Origin of the sequence: Mesorhizobium sp. (assembly GCF_005063415.1) — a bacterium.
In the GTDB taxonomy this organism is placed as follows: Bacteria; Pseudomonadota; Alphaproteobacteria; order Rhizobiales; family Rhizobiaceae; genus Mesorhizobium.
On sequence record NZ_SUEG01000038.1, the window covers coordinates 279 to 20,467 of the forward strand.

The window sequence follows — 20,189 nt, forward strand, 5'->3', positions numbered from 1 at the left end:
CTGTCGATGCGCTTCAGCGCCGCGCGCCCGACGAAGAACCAGATCAGCAGCCCGCCGACGCCCATCATGCCGAGCGCCAGCATCAGAGCGCGGCGAATGACGGCGCGGAAGCGCTCCGGCTCGCCGAGGTCGCGGCCGACCAGCATGATCATCTGGTTGGGCAGGCGCAGCACCAGGGCAATGGCGTTGTGGCCTTTCTCGCCTTCGGCCTGTACTTCGCTCTGGGCGGGCTCGTTCGGGTCGGAGACCGGGTTGCGCTGCCGCTCGAGCTCGCCCTCGCCGAAGCGGCGGTAGGAGAACGGTTCGGTGGTCCAGCCCTCGGCCTCGATCACGCCCGGCTCCAGGCTCTGCACATTGCCGGTCAGGATCTGGCCGTTGGCATCGGCGATCAGATAGAGATTGGCGCCGGGCTGGCGGGAGCGCTGCTCGACGACGCGGACCAGCAACGGCAGGCCGCCGCGCTGATAGGCTCGGGCCAGGCCGAGCACCTCGTCGTTGATCGTCTCCTGCGTCTGGGCGGTCAGCATGCGCGCCGACAGCGAGGTCATGTACAAGACCAGCAACACCGCGCACAGCGCAAAAAGCAGAAGATAAAGCGCCGAAAGCCGCGCTGCCGTCGTCTTCATGATGGCCGGCACGGAAAGAGCCATGGGGTTCTAGCCGCTTTTCAGCATATAGCCGGCGCCGCGAACGGTGTGCAGGATCGGCTTGTCGAAGCCCTTCTCGATCTTGCCCCGCAGCCGCGAGATGTGAACGTCGATGACATTGGTCTGCGGGTCGAAATGGTAGTCCCAGACGTTCTCAAGCAGCATGGTGCGCGTCACCACCTGGCCGGCATGGCGCATCAAATATTCGAGCAGGCGGAACTCGCGCGGCTGCAGTGTTATCTCGCGCCCGGCGCGCCGCACCGAATGCGACAGCCGGTCGAGTTCGAGATCACCGACCCGGTAGACGGTTTCGGCCTCCCTGGCGCTGGCGCGGCGGTTCAGCACCTCGACGCGGGCGAGCAGTTCGGAAAAGGCGTAGGGCTTGGTCAGATAGTCGTCGCCGCCGGCGCGCAGACCGGTGACCCGGTCGTCGACTTCGCCGAGCGCCGACAGGATCAGCACGGGCGTCGTATTGCCCCGGGACCTGAGCCCGGCAATGACGGACAGGCCGTCGCGGCGCGGCATCATGCGGTCGACGACCATGACGTCATAGTCGCCGGAATCAGCGAGTGCGAAGCCGGTTTCGCCGTCGCCGGCGACATGGGCGGTATGGCCGGCCTCGGCGAACGCCTTCTGCAGGTAGTCGGCTGCCTCGCGATCGTCTTCTATGACGAGAATCTTCATAGAACCGTTATACGCGATTTCGCTGGAAGATTGAGTGGCCGGGATATGCATCGTGGCCTTCTCCATGGCGTATCGCGAACAGAGTGATTCAGGGATACGCGGTAAGTCTTTGTTTTAGCATGTCGTAGCCTAAAGCCGCTTCACGCCTTGAGCGGCATGTTCGAGCGGCAGCGGGCGATGGGAAGCCCGCTGCCGCTGGGGCGGAACACGATGACTGACTAACGTATTCAGGCCCCGTGCTTTCCCGTGCGGCGGCTCGGGGGTGTTGAAAACCGCCGCTCCGGAAAAGTCGAACCGGTCGTCAGCCCTTGGCGACAGGCAGTGCGACGAAGCGGTTGCTGTCGTCGCGGGTGATCTGCATCAGCACTGCCTTGCGTCCAGACTTCACCGCGTCGGCCATCGCCTTGTCGACGTCGCCGGTGCCGGTCACTTCCGTCGAATTGACGGAGGTGATGACGTCGCCGGGCTGGATGCCGCGATCGGCGGCATCGCTGTCGGGGTCGACGTCGGTCACCACAAGGCCCTTGCCATTGTCGGACTTGGTGACGGTCAGGCCGAGATCGGCGAGCGTGTCGGTCTTTGGCGCGGGGGCAGGCTGCTGGTCGGCCGAGGCCTGCTTGTCGCTCGACGGCAGCTTGCCGAGATCGACCTTGACCGCCTCGCTCTTGCCGTTGCGCCACACTGTGACATCGACCGATTTGCCGGGCGGGTAAGCGCCGATCAGACGGGCGAGTTCCTTCGGCGAAGCAACGTCCTTGCCGTCCACCTGAGTGATCACGTCACCGGCGGTGATGCCGGCCTTCTTGCCGGGACCATTGTCCTGCGCGCTGGCAACGAGCGCGCCCTTGCCGGACCCAAGGCCAAGCGACTCGGCGATTTCGGGGGTGACCGGCTGGATCTCGACGCCGAGCCAGCCGCGCTGCACGGTGCCGTTCTTCATCAGATCCTGCACGACCTGCTTGGCGGTCGAAGCGGGAATGTCGAAGGCAATGCCGACGCTGCCGCCCGACGGCGAGAAGATCGCGGTGTTGATGCCGACGACCTGGCCGTTGAGGTTGAAGGTCGGGCCGCCCGAATTGCCGCGGTTCACCGAGGCGTCGATCTGGATGAAGTCGTCATAGGGGCCGGCGCCGATATCGCGGCCGCGGGCCGAAACGATGCCTGCGGTAACCGTGCCGCCGAGGCCGAACGGATTGCCGACAGCCACCACCCAGTCGCCGACGCGAACTTTGGAATCATCGGCGAAGTCGACATAGGTGAACTTGTTGCCGTCATCGACCTTGAGCACGGCAAGATCGGTGCGCGGATCGGTGCCGATCAGCTTGGCGTCGAGTTCCTTGCCGTCATTGGTCACCACGGTGAAGGCGGTGCCCTCCTCGACGACATGGTTGTTGGTGACGAGATAGCCGTCATCGGAGATGAAGAAGCCGGACCCTTGCGCCACCGGCCGCGGCTGGTCGTTGTTGCGGTCACGGTGTCCAAAACGGCGCATTCCGTTCGGGCCCTGATCGCCGCCCTGATCGCCAAAGCCGCGGAATTCGCGGAAGAATCGGCGCAGCTGCGGGTTGTCGGGAAGATTGCCTAAGCCGTCCTCGTCGTCCATCTGGCCGGAACCGTCATCGGCCGTCGACTGGATCTTGGCCTTGACGCGCACGCTGACGACCGCCGGAGAAACGCGCTCGACCACATCGGCGAAGCTCGGGACCTGCGGTGCCTCGACACGCACGGCGTCGGCCAGCACCGGGGCTGTCCCGGTGGCAACAGCACCAAAGCCGATCGCGCCGGCAATGGCCAGGGATGCGGCTGCGGCCAGCAGGCGTTTGCGGGTGCGAAGATATGAACTGGGGGCAACATTCATGGTTCTCGTATCCTCTTTTCAAGGGACGCCCCTTGGTTGGCATCCTCGACAAAGGAAATAGAGAGCCGCACATTACGGCGCCATTTCCGGTACATGAAACTTTCGTAATGTATCACCGACAAAGGCGCATAAATCTCTTGGTCGTGCCCGTTCGGTGCCCTATCAGTCAGCACAAGGCTTTCACTGTGACAGCAAGCGCCACCATGACGATTCGGGTTTCGTCCGAAACCAAGCTGAAGCTTGAGCAGATCGCCGCTGTCACTCGGCGCAGTAAATCCTTCGTCGCGGCCGAGGCGGTTTCGGCCTATGTCGATCGCGAGCTTGAGATCATCGAAGGTATCAAACGCGGCATAGCCGACGCGGCAGCCGGCCGTGTCGTGCCTCACGACGAAGCCATGTCGGAAATCGACGCCATGATCGAAGCGGCGGAAGCCAAGCACGCGGACAAGGCGTGAAGCGGTTCGTCGCCTGGTCGCGAGAAGCGCTGGACGACATTAAACAGCAAGTCGCCTTCGTCGCACGGGAGAGCCCGGCCGCCGCCAGACACGTCGCGGGACTGGCCGCCGGAGGAATGGCCGGATTAGCTGATTAGTTACCCAGCATCTTGTCCAGCGCCGCCTGTTCCTCGGCAGTTAATGCAGCGGTCGCCGTCGAGCGGCGCGAGCGGGCGGCCAGCAGGATGAACGTCCCGCCAACGAGCAGCAGAAGAACTGGCGTCCCCCAGAGCAAGACATTGCGCAGATTGAAGCGTGGCTTCAGCAGCACGAACTCGCCGTAGCGCGAAACGACATAGTCCATCACCTGCTGATCGGTGTCGCCGGCGACGAGGCGCTGGCGCACAAGGATGCGCAGGTCACGGGCAAGATCGGCATCGGACTCGTCGATCGACTGGTTCTGGCAGACCATGCAGCGCAAGCCTTCCGACAAAGCGCGCGCCCGCGCCTCGAGCGCAGGGTCGGCCAGCACCTCGTCGGGCTTGACTGCCTGGGCGGCGCCGGCGAACAACAGCGCCAGCAGCAGGATCAGCGAGGCCAGTGTGACCCTTCTCATTGCGGGCTCGCCGATGGCACAGCGGCCGCAGCCTTGCGGCGCGACGGTGCGCCGACGCGCAGGCGGCGGTCGAGCAGTGACATCGCCGCACCCGCCATCATCACCAGTCCGCCGCCCCAGATCAGCGTCACCAGCGGCTTCCACCACAGACGAACGACCACAGAGCCATCGCTGCCCTCGTCGCCAAGCGAAAGATAGAGCTGGCTGAAGCCGATCGTCCTGATGCCAGATTCGGTCGTGGTCATCTGGCGCACCGGATATGAGCGCTTGGCCGAGGTGATCTCGCCGGTGACGCTGCCGTCGGCGCCAAGCAGGGCGAAGCGGCCGCGATCCTCACTGTAGTTAGGCCCCTGGACCGGGTAGAGCCCCTCGAAGCGCAGCTTGTGGCCGGACAGTTCGACGGTCTCGCCGGCCTGCATCGACAGGATTTTTTCGGTGCCGAAGCAAAGCGTGCCGACAATGCCGAGCGTCGTCAGGCCGAGACCGAGATGCGCAAGTGCTGTGCCGAAGACCGAGCGCGGCAGGCCGGCGAAGCGCCTGAGCATGGTGGCGGGCGCGACGGTGCCGAAGCCGGATTTGACGGCGAGATCGGTGAGCGCGCCGCAGATCAGCCAGAAGGCAAGGCCGACACCGAGTGCCGCCAACACCGAAGCGCCATCGATGAACAGGGCCGTCACCAGCACGGCGAGCAGCGCCGCCGCGAAAGCCGCCATCAGGCGCTGGGCGACCGCGAAAATGTCGCCGCGCTTCCAGGCGAGCAGAGGCCCGAACGGCACGACGACCAGCAGCGGCACCATCAGCGGGCCGAATGTCAGGTTGAAGAACGGCGCGCCGACCGAGATCTTGTCGGCAGACAGGGCTTCAACGACGAGCGGGTAGAGCGTGCCGACCAGCACGGTGGCAGTGGCGGTGGTCAGGAACAGATTGTTGAGGACCAGCGCGCCTTCGCGCGAGATCGGGTGAAACAGGCCGCCGGCCGTCAGCCGGGAGGCGCGCAAGGCAAACAGCGCCAGCGAGCCGCCGATGAACAGCGTCAGGATGCAGAGGATGAAAACGCCACGCGTCGGATCGGTGGCGAATGCGTGCACCGAGGTCAGCACGCCGGAACGGACCAGGAAGGTGCCGAGCAGCGACAGCGAGAACGTCAGGATCGCCAGAAGCAGCGTCCAGATCTTCAGCGCCGAACGCTTTTCCATGACGATCGCCGAATGCAGCAGCGCCGTGCCCGCCAGCCACGGCATGAAGGATGCGTTCTCGACCGGGTCCCAGAACCAGAAGCCGCCCCAGCCGAGCTCGTAGTAGGCCCAGTAGGAGCCCATGGCGATGCCGCCGGTGAGGAACATCCAGGCAACCAATGTCCACGGCCTTACCCAGCGCGCCCACGAAGCGTCGATGCGGCCCTCGATGAGGGCAGCGACCGAGAAGGAAAAGCAGATCGAGAAACCGACATAGCCGAGATAGAGCAGCGGCGGATGGATGGCGAGGCCGAGGTCCTGCAGGATCGGGTTGAGATCGCGGCCCTCGATAGGTGCCGGATTGAGCCTGACGAACGGGTTCGACGTCGTCAGGATGAACAGGAAGAAAGTGGCGCCGATCGCTCCCTGCACGGCAAGCACATTGGCCCGGAGCGTCGCCGGAAGATTGCCGCCGAAGACGGCGACGAGCGCGCCGAAGAAGGTCAGGATAAGCACCCAGAGCAGCATCGAGCCTTCATGATTGCCCCAGGTTCCGGTGATCTTGTAGATCAGCGGCTGCAGCGAATGCGAGTTCTCCCAGACGCTCTCAACCGAAAAATCGGAGCCTGCATAGGCGGTTGCCAGCGCCACGAAAGACAGCGCCGTCAAGGCAAAGCCGGTCAGCGCGGCCGGTGCGCCGACGGCCATCATCTTGTGGTTGCCGGTGCGCGCACCGAACAGCGGCACCATCGTCTGCACCAGGGCCAGCGCAAACGCCAGGACCAGGGCGAAATGTCCGGTTTCAACCATTGTCGCCGCACCCGCTAGTCACTCTTGCTCTCCTGCCATACGCCCTTGGCCTTGAGGCCGTCGGCCACTTCCTTGGGCATATAGGTCTCGTCATGCTTGGCCAGCACGCTGTCGGCGACAAAGACCCCGTCAGGACCAAACGAGCCTTCGGTGATCACGCCCTGCCCTTCCCGGAAAAGGTCGGGAAGAATGCCGGTATAGGTAACCTTGACGTCCTTCTGGTTGTCGGTCACCGAAAAGGCGACGGTGGCGCCTTGGCTACGCTCGACCGTGCCTTTTTCGACGAGACCGCCGAGCCTGATGCGCTGGCCCGGCTGAAGGCTGGCGGTGGCCAGATCGGCCGGCATGTAGAAATAGGAGGCCTTCTGGCCAAGCGCATAGAAGGTCAGCCCGGTTGCAACACCGAGAAACGCCAGCCCTGCGGCGATCACCGACACTCGTTTCTGCTTGCGCGTCATCGTCTACTCCGTCGCCGTCACGCCGAGCGAGGCAGCAAAGGCGGTGAATTTCCTGGCCTGGTCACTGTCCGCGCCAAAGACGGCGATACCGCGATTGAGCGCGTCACGCGCCTGATCTGTCTTGCCCAGCACGGCATAGGAACGAACGAGCTGCATCCACCCTTCCTCGTCGCGCGGATTTTGCCGAAGCTTTTCGTCGAGGCCGGCAACCATATTGCTGATCATGGCTTGCCGATCCTGCGGCGACATCGAGGAAGCAGCATCGATATCCTCGGCGCTCGGCCCTTTCGCAGGCGCCTTCGAAGCGACGCTGCGGGCGGCGGATTCGGCCAGTGCCTGCTCGACGGCGCCGCGCCACGGCGAGCCCTGCGGCAAGGCGGCAAGCATCTTTTGCCAGGCCGCCGTGGCTTCAGCTATGCGGCCTTCCTGTGCCACGCCCATGACGAGATAGAACGAGGCCTTCGGATTGGCCGGATCAAGCTTCAACGCCGCCTCGAAAGCCGCCTGCGCTTCGGCCGAGACAATGCCGCCGGCCGCATTGGCGATCGCCTCGCCAAGACCCGCCTGACGGGCAGCGCTGTCGCCGTCGAGGCGGATGGCGTTGCGATAGGCGGTTACCGCATCGGCGTATCGCTGCATGCGCAGATAGACCGGCGCCAGCACGTCCCAGCCGCGGCCATCGGATGGGTTGGCCGCCAGGTGCGCCTCGGCGCGGGCTATCAGCTCGTCGACTGAGCTATCGGCGGGGTTCTTGGCCAGGCGTTCGCTGAGCGGCTGCGACGGCAGGTCGGGTGAGCCGAGCTGGCCATAGAGGCCCCAGCTGACCAGCGGAACAACCAGCACGGCAGCCGTCGCCACCAGCCTTGTCGACCGCGACGGCTGCGTCGCCGTGTCGTCGGCCTGGCCGGCATTGCTCAGACGAAGGATGCGGCGGGCGATTTCGGCGCGAGCCTCTTCGGCCTCAATTGGCTGGATCAGGCCACGCGCCATATCGCGGTCAAGCTCGGCCAGCTGGTCGCGATAGACTTCAAGGTCGTGATCGCCGGCAGCGGACGCGTTCTTCGAACCGCCGGCCAACGGCAGCAGCACCGCCAGGCTTGCGCCCAGCGTCAGGATTGCGGCTATGACCCAGAACAGCATGGCTCTTCCAATAGAACGAGACCCTTGCCCTGCCAACACAAGCGTGCTGCGACGCTTTGGCGGGGCCGCTCCGATCGATAATGCATGTCGCGCAAAAGTGTGCAGCGGTTTTGCAATAACGACCATGCATCAAAACAAGAATCTAAAGCGCGTCGCATGAGGCCGGGTCGAACGCGACGCGCTTTAGTGCCGGACCGGAATCGGCGGATCGACGGCCGGGCCAGCTACGTCAGCGGCGTCCAGCTGCCGTCGGCATTACGGCAGGCCGTGCCGCGCGCGGTGGCGCCGGCGGTGCCGGTAAACACCGTATGGGTGTATTGCCGGCAGTCCTGCGAGCCGACGCGATAGGGCTGGGCGGCAACCACTTCGCCGCGATGGGCCGAACTGTCGCTCTTCCAAGCCACTTTCTGGCCGCTCGCCGTATATTCAAGCGCCTTGTATTCCGCCTCGAGCGCGCTGCGCTTCTCGGCCTCGCTCAGGCCGGCGCCGATAGAGCTGCCGACGAGGCCGCCGCCCATGGCGGAGATGATTGTCGTCGCCACCTTGGCGCCGCTGGGGGGCGTCGCGGCCGGCGTCGCCGTAACGGCCGGGCCCTTGCTGAGCGTGGTGCAGCCGGAGACGGCGAGCAGGGCGGAAACGAGCGCGACGCGAATCTTCATGCCAATACCGGCTTTCTTGAGCTGGACCGCCGCGCTGTCAGCAGGCTGACGCGGCCATAATGTCGATGTTTGTCGGAAATTTGGCCGCGGCCGGCCACCAGGAAAAGCAATCTGGAAAAGCATTACTGAAGGCTCCGCAACCGAACCATCGCTTTCAATCCACCCATGACGGATCGTTCCAGCGCCAGAACGCCTCCATACTCGTTGACAAGGTCGGCGACAATGGCAAGTCCGAGCCCGCTGCCCGGTTTTGTCTCGTCGAGACGCCGTCCGCGCTGCAACACCTCGCGCGCCTTGTCGTCGGGAATGCCGGGGCCGTCATCCTCGATGCTGATCTCGAACAGACTGGCAGCACCTTCCTCGCCGGAAACGGACTTGACGGAAACGGCGACCGCGCTCCTTGCCCATTTCATCGCATTGTCGAGCAGATTGCCGAGCAACTCCTCCAGGTCCTCGCGTTCGCCGGCAAAGACGATGTTGGTGGCCGGCAGTGAGAGCGACAGCGCCGTCTGCGGGTTGAGCTTCTGCAGCACCCGCACCATGCGCTGGACCAGCGGCGCCACCGGCGTACGGTAGACGACGCTGTCGCGCTGCGCGGCGACGCGTGCACGTTGCAGATAGTGATCCACCTGCTTCTGCATGGAAGCGGCCTGCTCGGCTATCAGCTGGCCTTTGGCGCCACCCAGCGCCCGCCCCTCATTGAGCAGCACGGCAAGCGGCGTCTTCAGCGAGTGCGCCAGGTTGCCGACCTGCGTGCGCGACCGCTCGACGATACGCCTGTTGTTCTCGATCAGCGCATTGGTCTCGTTGGCGAGCGGCTCGATCTCGGCCGGGAAACGGCCGTCTAGGCGCTGCGCGGTTCCTTCGCGCACCATGGCAAGCGCATTCCTGACCCGGCGCAATGGCTGCAGGCCGAGCAGGATGGCAATCGCATTGATGGCGATCATGCCGACACCGAACAGCGACAGATAGGTCAAAAGGCGCCGCTGGAAGCTGGCGATTTCCTGCTCGAGCTCGGTCTGGTTACCCATGACACGGAAGCGCGCGGCGCGGTTTTTCGCATCGAGGACGAACTCGCTCTCGAACACCTCCAGTTGTTCGCCTTCGATGCCGTCCGCTGAATAGCTACGCTGGAAGCTGGCATTGAAAGGCACCTCGGCAACGCTTGGCGACGGGATCGCCTTGGTCATCGACGACGAATGGAGATCGCCGTGCACGCCTTCCGAGGCAGGCTCGACCGACCAGTACCAGCCGGAATTCGGCTCCGAGAACCTCAAATCACCTAGGTCGGGGGCGCCGGTCAATTGGCCGCCTTCGGAAACGCCGACCGAGCCGATCAGATTGAACAGATGCGCCGAAAGCAAGCTGTCGAAACCGCGCTCGCTGGCCTGGCGATAGAGCGTGGTGATCAAGGTGAAGATGACGACCAGAGTGAGGATCGCCCAGACCGTGGAAAAGGCGATGACGCGAAACGCCAGCGAATGCGGCCATGACCGCAGCGACGGCGTCTTCGAGACGGCGGGTTTTGTAGGCAGCGGTTCCGCGTTACGCCTCCGGCTTACGCATGCGGTAGCCCATGCCGCGAACGGTTTCGATCATGTCAATGCCCATCTTCTTGCGAAGCCGTCCGACAAAGACCTCGATCGTGTTGGAATCGCGGTCGAAATCCTGGTCGTAGAGATGCTCGACCAGCTCGGTCCGGGACACGACCTCGCCCATATGGTGCATCAAATAGGCAAGCAGGCGGAATTCGTGCGAGGTCAGCTTCAGTGGCACGCCGTCGACGTCGGCCTTGGAGGCCTTGGTGTCGAGGCGCAGCGGCCCGCAGGTCAGCTCGGACGAGGCATGCCCGGCAGCACGCCGGATCAGGGCGCGCACCCTGGCCAGGATTTCCTCGATGTGGAAAGGTTTGGTGACGTAGTCGTCGGCGCCGGCGTCGATGCCGGCAACCTTGTCGCTCCAGCGGTCGCGTGCCGTCAGGATCAGCACCGGCATCTTGCGGCCGCCGCGCCGCCAGCGCTCGACCACGCTGATGCCGTCCATCTGCGGCAGGCCGATGTCGAGCACCACGGCATCGTAGGGCTCGGTGTCGCCGAGAAAGTGCCCTTCCTCGCCGTCGAAAGCGCGGTCGACGACATAGCCGGCATCGAGCAGCGCGTCGCCGATCTGCCGGTTGAGATCCTTGTCATCTTCGACGACGAGTACGCGCATGCGGAAGGCCTGTTGAAGCTGTTCAGATATAGGCCGATTCCGGCAGACTGGGAAACGGCACGGTTCAGTTCAGCGGAACGACGATCTCCGAGCGACGGGGACGCTGCCCGTCCTTGCCCGGAACAAGCACGACGATGACGCAGACCGGCTGGCCGCCGCGTGTCGACTGCGAGGCCTTGGCCAAGGTGCCGCCATTCTGCTCCGCCACCTGCTGGCCGATCGCGTAGCAGTCGGACGCGGCGAGGACGACTGGCTGAGTCCACTCGGGCGCGACAGCGGGGATCGCCATCGCTTGCGACGCAAGCAGACCGGCGGCTGAGAGCGCCAGTGCCGCGGTCCGGAAGTGGGAGCGAAGGGTTTTCATGGTCAGCGTTCTAACGCGACGGTGCTGAACGTGATATGAACGGTGAACGCTCGAATGCATGCCCGCCACACCCCTGAAGCGCGAGATTACCGGATTGCCATTTCGCCGCCCGGCCCGCGAAATCGCCAATGTTTAACCTAGCCCTCCAATCCTTCGCCGACAACCGGCATCATCTGGCGGGCAGGACCTTTTGGGAGGACGAAGCATCCGGCCCAAGGCAACCGATGGCGGTTCAGGCGAATCACACCTGAAACAAAAAACCCGCCTCTGCGGCGGGTCGCTGGCGCCATCAGCACCATAAGCGAATTAATAGCATAGCTGCCGGCACAAAGCAAGAACAAAATTGTCCGATTTTGCGGAAAGTGCCCGTGGTCAGCCCTCGTCCTTGATCACGGCGCGGAAGCGCAGCAGCCCGTGATGGGCCGAAAGGTCCTCGTCGTAGCGGGCTTCGGCGAATTCGAGCTTGAGATGGACGCGGCGATGCTCGCCAAGCGAGAGCGCCGCATCTCGCAGGCGGGTGCTGACCAGGTCCATGATGTCGTTGGTTTCCTTGCTGGCCTCGGATTTCGACCAGACATGCAACGTCAGCAGCTGTTCGGCGTCGTTCTCCATCCCCGTTGCCCAGTCGTAGACGCTGGTGCGACCGAAGGTCATGTGGGGGAACGCAACATTTTCCGGCGCATGGTCGAACAATCTTGCATCGCCCAGTGCCGCCGACAGGTCGGGATCGCCGTTCACTGCCTCGAATATGGCCCTCTGCAATTCGACGGCCGGCGCGGTCATTGTCTTGCCCCTCGCCCGTCGCGTCGACCTCCCGGCTGCGTAGCTGCGTTGCATGAAGGCATCCCGGCAAAGCGCGAATCAGCGCGTCCCATGCGGATTATGAACCTTCATGACCTCGGGAATAAGCCCTACTCCTGGAACCCGCGACGTTTCGCGTCACGAACGCCCTTGAGGGCAATGCCAACCGGCGAATTCATTTGGCATGCATGGAGTTTGAAAAAACGGTGCTATGAAGATCCCCGGTTTCCAAACATTCGAGGTCGTTTTCGTGCGCGAGCCATCGCTGCTGCCTGTTTTCGGAAAGCTTGGAGTCAGGGCGCCGACGGTCGCGATTGCGGCGCCGACCCTGTCGATGACCATCAAGAATTTGGTCAACCGCACGCGGGAGGTGCTCTCCGCGCACGGTAGCCTGGCCCCCTGAAGCTGTCCGTCGTTTTGTGGACGGTGCTTGTCCTGGCGGCAGTATTCTTCGTCGCCCAAGGCTGACCGAGCGACATTTATCGATCGGGCGGAAACTAAAGGACGCCAAGATGGCAAACAGCTACGCGCTGCGTATGGAACGTCCTCACAGCTGGACCGTCTTCGACGTCTTCACCGGCCAGCGGGTCGAGCTCAAGCAGCAACCCATGGTCGGCATGAACACGCGCGATGCGGGCGCGATGGTCGATCGGCTGAACAGTGGTGACATCGCGGCGGGCGAAGGCGGACCGGAAGCCCCAAGAAAGCGTCTTGTGGACGGATCGCGACCGATCTAGCGAAAATCGGCCGCAGTCAGCACATATATGCTCCTGCGGGTGCGGGCATAGGCATTCCTGGCGACATCGTGGATCGAGCTGGAAGCCGTGTCGAAGGCCGCGAGATAGGTAGCTTCCGAGGCCGCCGTTCCCGGCTGCACTTTGGAGATGGCATCGGTTGCGACAGAGAAGGAAATCTGGAACATGCCGTCATGGCCGACGAAGCGGATGCGTTTGCTTGCCTCGTCGTAGCTGCGGCTGGGATTGGGAAATGTCAGGCTCATGATTTGGCCTCCGTCGATGCGGATACGGCATGCTTGACTGTCCGCGCCGCCCGCTTCTTCTTTGGGGCGACCGGATTCAGAGCTGCCGCCGCGCGATCCGCCTCTTCCTTGGCCAGTCGCAATTCCCTCAGCTTCGCCGTCTTGATCATCCTGGCCTTCGCCTCCGAGAGATATTCGGCAGTTGCTTTGTTCCGCTCCGCTGTTTTCTTTTGATTTTCCATGAAGCGAGCCTGAGCTTTTTCCATGATGTTCTGATTGCCTTCAGCCATCGGTAAAATCTCCCTTGCAGCGAAAGTCGTGAATGTGAGCTTCACCGTAAAATAGGTGTTCAAGGACAGAAATTCAATTTCATTAATATTCGGCAAGGCCCCGAACACCGGGGGATGGCCTAGCAAAATAATACATTCAATATTTGACATGCCCTATGAATATTTTTTGGCACTCCTATCAATCGAGTGCCAGAGCGCCTATAGAGAGGGGCGGCCGCCTAAGCCGGCCCCAGAAAGAGTCCCCATGAAATTCCGGCCACTCCACGATCGCGTCGTCATTCGGCGCGCCGAAAGCGACACCAAATCCAAGGGCGGCATCATCATCCCCGACAATGCCAAGGAAAAACCGCAGGAAGGCGAAGTGATCGCCGTCGGCCCGGGCGCGCGGGACGAAAGCGGCGTGCTGATGGCGCTCGACGTCAAGGCCGGCGACCTCATCCTGTTCGGCAAATGGTCCGGCACCGAGGTCAAGATAGAAGGCGAGGACCTTCTGATCATGAAGGAGGCCGACATCATGGGCATCATCGACAAGAGCGAGATGGGCATCATTGCCAAGAGCGTGGCTGCCAAGAAGGCTGCCTGATTGGAATGCCGCGCGCCCAACCGGGCGCGCAAAGGATGCTCCAAGCTTTGATTCAGGCGCGCTGCAGGCGTCTTGCCACGACCAACCGAACTGGAAAAATCATGTCTGCCAAGGAAATCAAATTCTCCACCGACGCGCGTGACCGCATGCTGCGCGGTGTCGAAATCCTCAACAACGCCGTCAAGGTGACGCTCGGCCCCAAAGGCCGCAATGTCGTCATCGACAAGGCCTATGGCGCGCCGCGCATCACCAAGGATGGTGTCGCCGTCGCCAAGGAAATCGAGCTTGCCGACAAGTTCGAGAACATGGGCGCCCAGATGGTGCGCGAAGTGGCCTCGAAGACCAACGACCTCGCCGGCGACGGCACGACGACAGCCACGGTGCTTGCCGCTTCCATCCTGCGCGAGGGCGCCAAATTCGTCGCCGCCGGCATGAACCCGATGGACCTCAAGCGCGGCATCGACCTTGCCGTCAGCGCCGTCGTCAAGGAAATCCAGGCCCGAGCCAAGAAGGTCAAGTCCTCAGGCGAGATCGCGCAGGTCGGCACCATTGCCGCCAATGGCGACACCAGCGTCGGTGCCATGATCGCCAAGGCGATGGACAAGGTCGGCAATGACGGCGTCATCACCGTTGAGGAGGCCAAGACCGCCGAAACCGAACTCGACGTCGTCGAAGGCATGCAGTTCGATCGCGGCTATCTCTCGCCCTATTTCGTCACCAATGCCGAAAAAATGCGCGCCGAGCTGGAAGACCCCTACGTGCTCATCCACGAAAAGAAGCTCGGCAATCTGCAGGCGCTGCTGCCGATCCTCGAAGCCGTGGTGCAAAGCGGCAGGCCGCTGTTGATCATCTCCGAGGACGTCGAGGGCGAAGCGCTGGCGACGCTGGTCGTCAACAAGCTGCGCGGCGGCCTCAAGGTCGCGGCCGTCAAGGCGCCTGGCTTCGGTGACCGCCGCAAGGCGATGCTGGAAGACATCGCCGTGCTCACCGCCGGCGAGATGATTTCCGAGGATCTCGGCATCAAGCTGGAGAACGTCACGATCGACATGCTCGGGCGGGCCAAGCGCGTGCTTATCGAGAAGGATACCACCACGATCATCGACGGCGCCGGCGAGAAGACCACCATCCAGGCGCGCGTCCAGCAGATCAAGGGGCAAATCGAGGAAACCACTTCCGACTATGACAAGGAGAAGCTGCAGGAACGTCTCGCCAAGCTGGCGGGCGGCGTTGCCGTCATCCGCGTCGGCGGCGCCACCGAATCCGAGGTCAAGGAAAAGAAGGACCGCATCGACGATGCGCTGAACGCCACGCGCGCCGCCGTCGAAGAAGGCATCGTTCCCGGCGGCGGCGTCGCGTTGCTGCGCGCCAAGGCTGTGCTGAACGGGCTGACCGGAGCCAATGCCGATGTGACGGCAGGTATTTCGATTGTGCTGAGAGCACTTGAAGCGCCGATCCGCCAGATTGCCGAGAATTCCGGCGTTGAAGGTTCGATCGTCGTCGGCAAGCTCGCCGACAGCAAGGATCACAACCAGGGCTTCGATGCCCAGAACGAGGTCTATGTCGACATGATCAAGGCCGGCATCGTCGACCCCGCGAAGGTGGTGCGGACGGCGCTGCAGGACGCGGGCTCCATTGCCGCGCTCCTGATCACTGCTGAAGCCATGATCACCGACGTTTCGGCCAAGGAAGCCGCTGCTTCGCCCGGCGGCATGGGCTATTGACCAGCCGCTGCCGCAAACCGGCCTGAAAGACAGCCGCCGGGGTATCTTCCCCGGCGCGCACCATCGGCAAGGAGATCGATCCATGATCGCATTCGTCCCGAAGCCAAATGCGGCGGCGAAGACCAAAGTGGCCGAGGAAAGCCGCTTCGATCGCATTCGCAGGCTTGCCGACAAGCACAGGAAAGCCGACACCGGCACGACAAGCCGCGACCCGAAAAAGATCGCGGACAAGCGTCCCATGTGACGACTGCCAATCCTCGGCACCTCGCGCAAGCGCGGCACCAGGCCCTTATCGCGTCTCGCCGCTGATCAGCCCGGCATGGTCCTTGATGACCGTAGCAACGAAGCGGATGACGGCGCGCACCGGCGCCTCCGCCCCGATTTCGCGGCGATAGACGAGCGACACCGGATGGTTGCCGAGAATGTCAGGGGCAAGGCGCACCATCCGTGGCTCGGCTTCCACCTACTCGCGCAGGGCGGTCAGCATCCTTCGCTGACGCCGCACGGGAGCCGTCTTCCCCTCGACAAACCTCCCGCTATATCTTCATCGCCCTCATCTTCATCGCGCTCATCTTCCCCGCCCTTGTAGGCAGCGCCAAAATGGACGAATAGTCATAGCGGCACGCCGCCGTGAAATTGCCGGCATGCGGTTTCTCAGTTGGCGGCATCGCCGCAGCCGGATCCTGGAATGGCCAGTCCTTTGGAACCACGCAAGAGAAGAGGTCCGATCGCCGCAAGGCTGCTGGCGGTGGACGCGTGGATCGATTCCTCGGTCTACGAAATCGGCTTCAGGGCGCGCCAGTTCTGGGAGGCGGCGACCATCTTCTCGCGGCGTTTCCGCGTCGGCGGCTGGCGCCGCGGCCTGATCGAACTGTTGAGTGAAGGCTTTACGCTCGGTGCCGGCGGCATCGTCGTGCTTTTGGCGCTGGCCTTGCCGGCCTTCCAGATAACCGCCGGCGACTGGCGCACGCAAGGCGACTTCGCCGTCACCTTCCTCGACCGCTACGGCAACGAGATCGGCCAGCGCGGCATCATCCAGCGCGATTCGGTGCCGGTCGACGAGATGCCCGACCATGTCATCAAGGCGGTGCTGGCCACCGAGGACCGGCGCTTCTTCGACCATTACGGCATCGATGTGCTCGGCCTGTCGCGCGCCATATTCGAGAATGTGCGGGCAAATTCCGTCGTCCAGGGTGGCTCGAGCATCACCCAGCAGCTGGCCAAGAACCTGTTCCTGACCAATGAACGGACGTTCGAGCGCAAGATCAAGGAAGCCTTCCTGTCGCTGTGGCTCGAAGCCAATCTGTCGAAGAAGGAAATCCTGCAGCTTTACCTCGACCGCGCCTATATGGGCGGCGGCACCTTCGGCATCGAGGCGGCAGCCGATTTCTATTTCGGCAAGAGCGTCAAGGACCTGAACCTCGCCGAGGCGGCGATGCTGGCCGGCCTGTTCAAGGCGCCGACCAAATACGCGCCGCACATAAACCTGCCCGCCGCCCGGGCGCGGGCCAATGTGGTGCTGTCCAACCTGGTCGATTCCGGCTTCATGACCGAAGGCCAGGTGCTGCAGGCAAGATTGCACCCGGCCGAAATCGTCGACCGCGGCGAGCAGAAGAGCCCTGACTATTACCTCGACTGGGCCTTCGACGAGGTCAAGAAGATCGCCGCGAAAGGCGGCCCGCACTCGCTTGTCGCCCACACCACCTTCGACGCCAACATCCAGAAGGCGGCCGAAGAATCGATGGAGTTCCACCTCCGCCAGTTCGGCAAGGAATACAATGTCACCGAGGGCGCCATCGTCGTCATCGAGACCAATGGCGCGGTCAGGGCGATCGTCGGCGGCCGCGACTACGGCGCCAGCCAGTTCAACCGCGCCACCAAGGCGCTTCGCCAGACCGGCTCCTCGTTCAAGCCCTATGTCTATGCGACCGCGATGGAGCATGGCTTCACGCCGGATTCGGTGGTTTCCGGCGGACCGATCTCGTGGGGCAGCTGGTCGCCTCACAATTACAATGGCGGGTCAGCCGGCAGGGTGACGCTGATCACGGCGATGGCCAAATCGATCAACACCGTGCCGGTGCGGCTGGCCAAGGATTATCTCGGCATCAAGCCGATCAAGGCGATGGCCGAGGCGATGGGCGTCGAGTCGCCGCTGGAATCGCACAAGACCATGGTGCTCGGCACGTCGGGCATGACCGTAATGGACCAGGCGACGGGCTACAGCGTGTTCGCCCAGAACGGCTTTGCCGGAACCCGGCACGGCGTCAGCCAACTCTTCACCCGCACCGGCGAGGTGGTCTACGACTTCGCCAAGGACGCGCCGCCGCCGCACCGGGTGCTGTCGGAGCAGGCGCTCAAATACATGAACACCATGCTGGCGGCGGTGCCGGTGATCGGTACAGCCCGGCGCGCTGCCCTTCCAAACATCGTTGTCGCCGGCAAGACCGGCACGACCCAGTCCTACCGCGATGCCTGGTTTGTCGGCTTTACCGGCAACTACGCGGCCGCCGTCTGGCTCGGCAATGACGACTTCACCGCAACTAACAAGATGACCGGCGGCACGCTGCCGGCAATGGTGTGGCAGCGGCTGATGCTCTATGCGCACCAGCACATCGATCTCAAGCCGATCCCCGGCCTCGATCACCCCTTCGTCGATGCCGAAATTGCCGCCAAGGCCGAGGACGCGGAAAAGAAGAACGCCGAACAGGCAGCAGCCGATGCCGCCGCCGAGCGTCCGCCGGTGCTGTCCAGCCGGACCACCCAGACCCTGAAGGAACTGACCAGGCTGTTCCAGGGGGCACCCGTGCTCGACGCGCCCGCTGCGCCGGAGACCCTGTCGGCGCTGTGACGGCCAATTGCGCGGGGCCGCTTGCCAGAAGGCCCTGCGCCGCGATATCCCCGGGCGGCAATCTTTCTGTCCCCGGCCTTCGGTTCCCTGCCTCCTCATGCTCAAGAACGCCTTCCTGACACTGCTTTCGCTTGCCATCGCCGTCGGTGGCGGTGGCGCCAGCGTCTGGTACGCGCTGAAGCTGCAGGATGGCGTCGGCGCCATCAGGATCGGCCAATGGACCGCCTTCCCCGATATCGGCACGCCGACGGCAGATCCCTATTCGAAGGCCCGCGTGGCTCGCGAAGGCGTGCTGGCGCTTGGACAGGCGGAAGGACTGTCCTTCATAGCCGAGCGCGATTCCGGCGGCGAACAGCTCAAGCGGCAATGTGCCTACAAGATTGCGGGCGGCTTTCCCACCGCCCGGTTCTGGACGCTTTATGCCGCCGACCAGTCGCTTGGCGTGGTCGAGACCGGCAAGCCGAGGCCGGCTGCGCTGCAGTCCTATCAAGTGCTGCGCCAGGCCGACAATTCGGTGGTCATTTCCGTCGGCAGCCGCCCTGCGTCCGGCAACTGGCTGCTGACCAGCGGCGCCGGCAAGATGTATTTGGTGCTTACGTTCTACGACACGCCGATCGCCAGCAGCACCGGTCTCTCGGACCTCACGCTGCCGCAGATCCAGAAGGTCGGCTGCAATGCGTAGCCTGCTGCATGCCGTGCTGCTCGGCCTGCTCGGCGCCGGCATCGTGCACATCATCGTGCTGCTGCTCGTCCCCGAGTTTTCCGAACGCGACGCCTGGTCGCGATTGGCCATGGCTTCGGATCTCTACAAGATGACCAGGCTCGACGCGGAAGCCGGCGGCGCGCCGGTGGTGAAATCGGTCGATCCGCTGTTTTATGCGGCGGCTTGCCGCTTCGACCTTGCCGAGGGGATGGTGCGGGTCAAGGCGCCGGGAAAGGTGCCGTTCTGGTCAATATCGGTCTATGACCGCGGCGGCCACAACATCTACTCGTTCAACGACCACAGCGCGACCGCAGGCGTGCTCGACACCGTTGTGCTGACGCCGGCCCAGATGATCGAGGTCCGCAAGGATCTTCCCGAGGAACTGCAAGGGGCCATCTTCGTCGAGGCGCCGATAGAGGAAGGCGTGTTCGTCATCCGTTCGTTCGTGCCCGACGACAGCTGGAAGCCGATCGTCTCGCGGTTTCTCGAACAGAGTTCCTGCGAGCTGCAGGATTTTTAAGCCGGTTCCGATGCTCAGTGATGCGGTACCGGCAATGTCCCCGAAGGTCCCGGCTTGTCGGGGCCGGCCGGCCGCGTTTCGCCCGTCAGCGGCCGCTGCTCGTAGCGCACCCCGGGAAAGATGATCACTGCCGCCGGCGCGGTTTGTTGTGCTCGATTGGTTGCCGCCGTTCGCGGCACGAAAGACAGTACCATGCCCATGGTTCGCGTATTCCTCTCGGTTGCCCCGGAGCACAACGCAACGCCTCCACAGTCGATTAAGAAGGCAGTAGGTTAACGGAGCGCTAACGGATCGCCGCTAAATTGATCTTTGTTCTTGGGAAACGCGAAACCGGTACAGCCCGGCAGAGCGCCCTCCAGATCGTGTCGAGTGTCGGGCGTATCCTTCGTGTCAGCTTCGGATTTCAGGCAAATCGCAGCAGGAGCTGAATCGGGAAAGGCCGAAAGGCTGTTCCGCGCCGCCGTGTCGGCATTCTGTTCGCTCACCCGCCCTTCGCGCCGCGAGATCGCGCAGCTCGAAGACCTGACGCTGCCGCTTTTCGACAATGTCTCGGTCGAATCGCGCCGCTACGTCGCGGCAGCCCTTTCCGAATGCGAATATGCACCCGCCGCGCTGGTGCGGCGGCTTTGCCAGGAGCGGGTCGACATCGCCGCGCCATTGCTCATCCGCTCGCGCGCCCTCAGCGACG

24 protein-coding genes and 2 pseudogenes are annotated in these 20,189 nt (G+C 63.6%); 10 read left to right on the top strand and 16 right to left on the bottom strand.

Annotation, left to right across the window (positions count from 1 at the left end):
• The 3 genes and pseudogenes from E5W70_RS12755 to E5W70_RS12765 form a co-directional block, all read right to left on the bottom strand.
• Positions 1-650: pseudogene (locus tag E5W70_RS12755) on the bottom strand (two-component sensor histidine kinase); the annotation flags it as partial.
• A 6-nt stretch (positions 651-656) separates the two neighbouring features.
• Positions 657-1,331 (bottom strand): response regulator transcription factor, encoded by a 675-nt coding sequence (locus tag E5W70_RS12760; RefSeq protein WP_254819962.1) that lies wholly within the window; start codon positions 1,329-1,331, stop codon positions 657-659.
• Positions 1,332-1,632: 301 nt separating this feature from the next.
• Entirely contained in the window at positions 1,633-3,189 is a 1,557-nt protein-coding gene (locus E5W70_RS12765; protein WP_292658383.1) for a Do family serine endopeptidase, read from the bottom strand.
• A 185-nt stretch (positions 3,190-3,374) separates the two neighbouring features.
• Between E5W70_RS12765 and E5W70_RS12770 the strand changes: the two genes are divergently transcribed.
• Positions 3,375-3,644, top strand: a complete 270-nt coding sequence (locus E5W70_RS12770; RefSeq protein WP_292658386.1) for a CopG family ribbon-helix-helix protein — start codon at positions 3,375-3,377, stop codon at positions 3,642-3,644.
• Between the two features lie 133 nt (positions 3,645-3,777).
• On the opposite strand, the gene E5W70_RS12775 is transcribed toward E5W70_RS12770, so the two are convergent.
• From E5W70_RS12775 to E5W70_RS12815, 9 genes are all read right to left on the bottom strand, one after another.
• Entirely contained in the window at positions 3,778-4,239 is a 462-nt protein-coding gene (locus tag E5W70_RS12775; protein ID WP_292658389.1) for a cytochrome c-type biogenesis protein, read from the bottom strand.
• On the bottom strand, positions 4,236-6,224 hold the full coding sequence (locus E5W70_RS12780; protein ID WP_292658392.1) for a heme lyase CcmF/NrfE family subunit: 1,989 nt from the start codon (positions 6,222-6,224) through the stop codon (positions 4,236-4,238). Before E5W70_RS12780 ends, E5W70_RS12775 begins: the two co-directional genes overlap by 4 nt.
• A 14-nt stretch (positions 6,225-6,238) precedes the next feature.
• Positions 6,239-6,682 carry a cytochrome c maturation protein CcmE gene (gene ccmE, locus E5W70_RS12785; RefSeq protein ID WP_292658395.1) on the bottom strand — a complete coding sequence of 148 codons (444 nt, stop codon included), beginning with the start codon at positions 6,680-6,682 and terminating at the stop codon, positions 6,239-6,241.
• A gap of 3 nt (positions 6,683-6,685) precedes the next feature.
• Positions 6,686-7,822: a c-type cytochrome biogenesis protein CcmI gene (gene ccmI, locus E5W70_RS12790; RefSeq protein WP_292658397.1), complete on the bottom strand. Its 1,137-nt coding sequence runs from the start codon at positions 7,820-7,822 to the stop codon at positions 6,686-6,688.
• A 224-nt stretch (positions 7,823-8,046) separates the two neighbouring features.
• Positions 8,047-8,481 (bottom strand): hypothetical protein, encoded by a 435-nt coding sequence (locus tag E5W70_RS12795; RefSeq protein WP_292658399.1) that lies wholly within the window; start codon positions 8,479-8,481, stop codon positions 8,047-8,049.
• A 122-nt stretch (positions 8,482-8,603) separates the two neighbouring features.
• Positions 8,604-10,016 carry an ATP-binding protein gene (locus E5W70_RS12800; RefSeq protein WP_292658479.1) on the bottom strand — a complete coding sequence of 471 codons (1,413 nt, stop codon included), beginning with the start codon at positions 10,014-10,016 and terminating at the stop codon, positions 8,604-8,606.
• A 10-nt stretch (positions 10,017-10,026) separates the two neighbouring features.
• On the bottom strand, positions 10,027-10,692 hold the full coding sequence (locus tag E5W70_RS12805; RefSeq protein ID WP_292658401.1) for a response regulator transcription factor: 666 nt from the start codon (positions 10,690-10,692) through the stop codon (positions 10,027-10,029).
• A 64-nt stretch (positions 10,693-10,756) separates the two neighbouring features.
• Positions 10,757-11,056, bottom strand: coding sequence for a hypothetical protein (locus E5W70_RS12810; protein WP_292658404.1), 300 nt, complete (start codon positions 11,054-11,056; stop codon positions 10,757-10,759).
• Between the two features lie 372 nt (positions 11,057-11,428).
• Entirely contained in the window at positions 11,429-11,839 is a 411-nt protein-coding gene (locus tag E5W70_RS12815) for a DUF3168 domain-containing protein (RefSeq protein ID WP_292658407.1), read from the bottom strand.
• A 229-nt stretch (positions 11,840-12,068) separates the two neighbouring features.
• On the opposite strand from E5W70_RS12815, the gene E5W70_RS12820 reads away from it, so the two are divergent.
• Together E5W70_RS12820 and E5W70_RS12825 are read left to right on the top strand one after the other, a co-directional pair.
• The gene (locus E5W70_RS12820; protein ID WP_292658410.1) at positions 12,069-12,260 is read left to right on the top strand and encodes a hypothetical protein; all 192 of its coding nucleotides are present in this window, start codon (positions 12,069-12,071) and stop codon (positions 12,258-12,260) included.
• A gap of 109 nt (positions 12,261-12,369) precedes the next feature.
• On the top strand, positions 12,370-12,594 hold the full coding sequence (locus E5W70_RS12825; protein ID WP_292658413.1) for a hypothetical protein: 225 nt from the start codon (positions 12,370-12,372) through the stop codon (positions 12,592-12,594).
• Here E5W70_RS12825 and E5W70_RS12830 read toward each other — a convergent pair.
• Both E5W70_RS12830 and E5W70_RS12835 read right to left on the bottom strand, forming a co-directional pair.
• Complete coding sequence (locus E5W70_RS12830; RefSeq protein ID WP_023718394.1) at positions 12,591-12,857, bottom strand: DUF1488 domain-containing protein; 267 nt, start codon at positions 12,855-12,857, stop codon at positions 12,591-12,593. The two genes, E5W70_RS12825 and E5W70_RS12830, sit on opposite strands and share 4 nt — an antisense overlap.
• Entirely contained in the window at positions 12,854-13,126 is a 273-nt protein-coding gene (locus tag E5W70_RS12835; protein ID WP_292658482.1) for a hypothetical protein, read from the bottom strand. Before E5W70_RS12835 ends, E5W70_RS12830 begins: the two co-directional genes overlap by 4 nt.
• A 244-nt stretch (positions 13,127-13,370) precedes the next feature.
• Here E5W70_RS12835 and E5W70_RS12840 point away from each other — a divergent pair, with 244 nt between their 5' ends.
• The 3 genes from E5W70_RS12840 to E5W70_RS12850 all read left to right on the top strand — a co-directional run bounded on the left by E5W70_RS12840 (position 13,371) and on the right by E5W70_RS12850 (position 15,674).
• Complete coding sequence (locus tag E5W70_RS12840) at positions 13,371-13,709, top strand: co-chaperone GroES (protein WP_292658417.1); 339 nt, start codon at positions 13,371-13,373, stop codon at positions 13,707-13,709.
• Positions 13,710-13,810: 101 nt separating this feature from the next.
• The gene (groL, locus tag E5W70_RS12845) at positions 13,811-15,430 is read left to right on the top strand and encodes a chaperonin GroEL (protein ID WP_292658420.1); all 1,620 of its coding nucleotides are present in this window, start codon (positions 13,811-13,813) and stop codon (positions 15,428-15,430) included.
• A gap of 82 nt (positions 15,431-15,512) precedes the next feature.
• Positions 15,513-15,674 carry a hypothetical protein gene (locus tag E5W70_RS12850; protein WP_292658422.1) on the top strand — a complete coding sequence of 54 codons (162 nt, stop codon included), beginning with the start codon at positions 15,513-15,515 and terminating at the stop codon, positions 15,672-15,674.
• 45 nt (positions 15,675-15,719) lie between these two features.
• Here E5W70_RS12850 and E5W70_RS12855 read toward each other — a convergent pair whose 3' ends face one another.
• Positions 15,720-15,875 carry a hypothetical protein gene (locus E5W70_RS12855; RefSeq protein ID WP_292658425.1) on the bottom strand — a complete coding sequence of 52 codons (156 nt, stop codon included), beginning with the start codon at positions 15,873-15,875 and terminating at the stop codon, positions 15,720-15,722.
• Positions 15,876-16,118: 243 nt separating this feature from the next.
• On the opposite strand from E5W70_RS12855, the gene E5W70_RS12860 reads away from it, so the two are divergent.
• From E5W70_RS12860 to E5W70_RS12870, 3 genes are all read left to right on the top strand, one after another.
• Positions 16,119-18,278 carry a penicillin-binding protein 1A gene (locus tag E5W70_RS12860; RefSeq protein WP_292658427.1) on the top strand — a complete coding sequence of 720 codons (2,160 nt, stop codon included), beginning with the start codon at positions 16,119-16,121 and terminating at the stop codon, positions 18,276-18,278.
• Between the two features lie 97 nt (positions 18,279-18,375).
• On the top strand, positions 18,376-18,960 hold the full coding sequence (locus E5W70_RS12865; RefSeq protein ID WP_292658430.1) for a DUF1214 domain-containing protein: 585 nt from the start codon (positions 18,376-18,378) through the stop codon (positions 18,958-18,960).
• Complete coding sequence (locus tag E5W70_RS12870) at positions 18,953-19,501, top strand: DUF1254 domain-containing protein (RefSeq protein ID WP_292658433.1); 549 nt, start codon at positions 18,953-18,955, stop codon at positions 19,499-19,501. Before E5W70_RS12865 ends, E5W70_RS12870 begins: the two co-directional genes overlap by 8 nt.
• A gap of 14 nt (positions 19,502-19,515) precedes the next feature.
• On the opposite strand, the gene E5W70_RS12875 is transcribed toward E5W70_RS12870, so the two are convergent.
• A complete protein-coding gene (locus E5W70_RS12875; protein WP_292658434.1) occupies positions 19,516-19,701 on the bottom strand; it encodes a hypothetical protein in 186 nt (61 codons plus the stop codon).
• Positions 19,702-19,888: 187 nt separating this feature from the next.
• Here E5W70_RS12875 and E5W70_RS12880 point away from each other — a divergent pair.
• A pseudogene (locus E5W70_RS12880) lies at positions 19,889-20,189 on the top strand (hypothetical protein); the annotation flags it as partial.

What these genes read in the sequence shown, in the direction of transcription:
- E5W70_RS12775 (WP_292658389.1), bottom strand. Translation starts at nt 4,239, where the DNA reads ATGAGAAGGGTCACACTGGCCTCGCTGATCCTGCTGCTGGCGCTGTTG.
- ccmI (WP_292658397.1), bottom strand. Translation starts at nt 7,822, where the DNA reads ATGCTGTTCTGGGTCATAGCCGCAATCCTGACGCTGGGCGCAAGCCTG.
- E5W70_RS12815 (WP_292658407.1), bottom strand. Translation starts at nt 11,839, where the DNA reads ATGACCGCGCCGGCCGTCGAATTGCAGAGGGCCATATTCGAGGCAGTG.
- E5W70_RS12795 (WP_292658399.1), bottom strand. Translation starts at nt 8,481, where the DNA reads ATGAAGATTCGCGTCGCGCTCGTTTCCGCCCTGCTCGCCGTCTCCGGC.
- E5W70_RS12840 (WP_292658417.1), top strand. Translation starts at nt 13,371, where the DNA reads ATGAAATTCCGGCCACTCCACGATCGCGTCGTCATTCGGCGCGCCGAA.
- E5W70_RS12855 (WP_292658425.1), bottom strand. Translation starts at nt 15,875, where the DNA reads ATGGTGCGCCTTGCCCCTGACATTCTCGGCAACCATCCGGTGTCGCTC.
- E5W70_RS12780 (WP_292658392.1), bottom strand. Translation starts at nt 6,224, where the DNA reads ATGGTTGAAACCGGACATTTCGCCCTGGTCCTGGCGTTTGCGCTGGCC.
- E5W70_RS12810 (WP_292658404.1), bottom strand. Translation starts at nt 11,056, where the DNA reads ATGAAAACCCTTCGCTCCCACTTCCGGACCGCGGCACTGGCGCTCTCA.
- E5W70_RS12835 (WP_292658482.1), bottom strand. Translation starts at nt 13,126, where the DNA reads ATGGCTGAAGGCAATCAGAACATCATGGAAAAAGCTCAGGCTCGCTTC.
- E5W70_RS12765 (WP_292658383.1), bottom strand. Translation starts at nt 3,189, where the DNA reads ATGAATGTTGCCCCCAGTTCATATCTTCGCACCCGCAAACGCCTGCTG.
- E5W70_RS12865 (WP_292658430.1), top strand. Translation starts at nt 18,376, where the DNA reads ATGCTCAAGAACGCCTTCCTGACACTGCTTTCGCTTGCCATCGCCGTC.
- E5W70_RS12820 (WP_292658410.1), top strand. Translation starts at nt 12,069, where the DNA reads ATGAAGATCCCCGGTTTCCAAACATTCGAGGTCGTTTTCGTGCGCGAG.
- groL (WP_292658420.1), top strand. Translation starts at nt 13,811, where the DNA reads ATGTCTGCCAAGGAAATCAAATTCTCCACCGACGCGCGTGACCGCATG.
- E5W70_RS12830 (WP_023718394.1), bottom strand. Translation starts at nt 12,857, where the DNA reads ATGAGCCTGACATTTCCCAATCCCAGCCGCAGCTACGACGAGGCAAGC.
- E5W70_RS12825 (WP_292658413.1), top strand. Translation starts at nt 12,370, where the DNA reads ATGGCAAACAGCTACGCGCTGCGTATGGAACGTCCTCACAGCTGGACC.
- E5W70_RS12850 (WP_292658422.1), top strand. Translation starts at nt 15,513, where the DNA reads ATGATCGCATTCGTCCCGAAGCCAAATGCGGCGGCGAAGACCAAAGTG.
- E5W70_RS12805 (WP_292658401.1), bottom strand. Translation starts at nt 10,692, where the DNA reads ATGCGCGTACTCGTCGTCGAAGATGACAAGGATCTCAACCGGCAGATC.
- E5W70_RS12875 (WP_292658434.1), bottom strand. Translation starts at nt 19,701, where the DNA reads ATGGGCATGGTACTGTCTTTCGTGCCGCGAACGGCGGCAACCAATCGA.
- E5W70_RS12760 (WP_254819962.1), bottom strand. Translation starts at nt 1,331, where the DNA reads ATGAAGATTCTCGTCATAGAAGACGATCGCGAGGCAGCCGACTACCTG.
- E5W70_RS12860 (WP_292658427.1), top strand. Translation starts at nt 16,119, where the DNA reads ATGGCCAGTCCTTTGGAACCACGCAAGAGAAGAGGTCCGATCGCCGCA.
- ccmE (WP_292658395.1), bottom strand. Translation starts at nt 6,682, where the DNA reads ATGACGCGCAAGCAGAAACGAGTGTCGGTGATCGCCGCAGGGCTGGCG.
- E5W70_RS12870 (WP_292658433.1), top strand. Translation starts at nt 18,953, where the DNA reads ATGCGTAGCCTGCTGCATGCCGTGCTGCTCGGCCTGCTCGGCGCCGGC.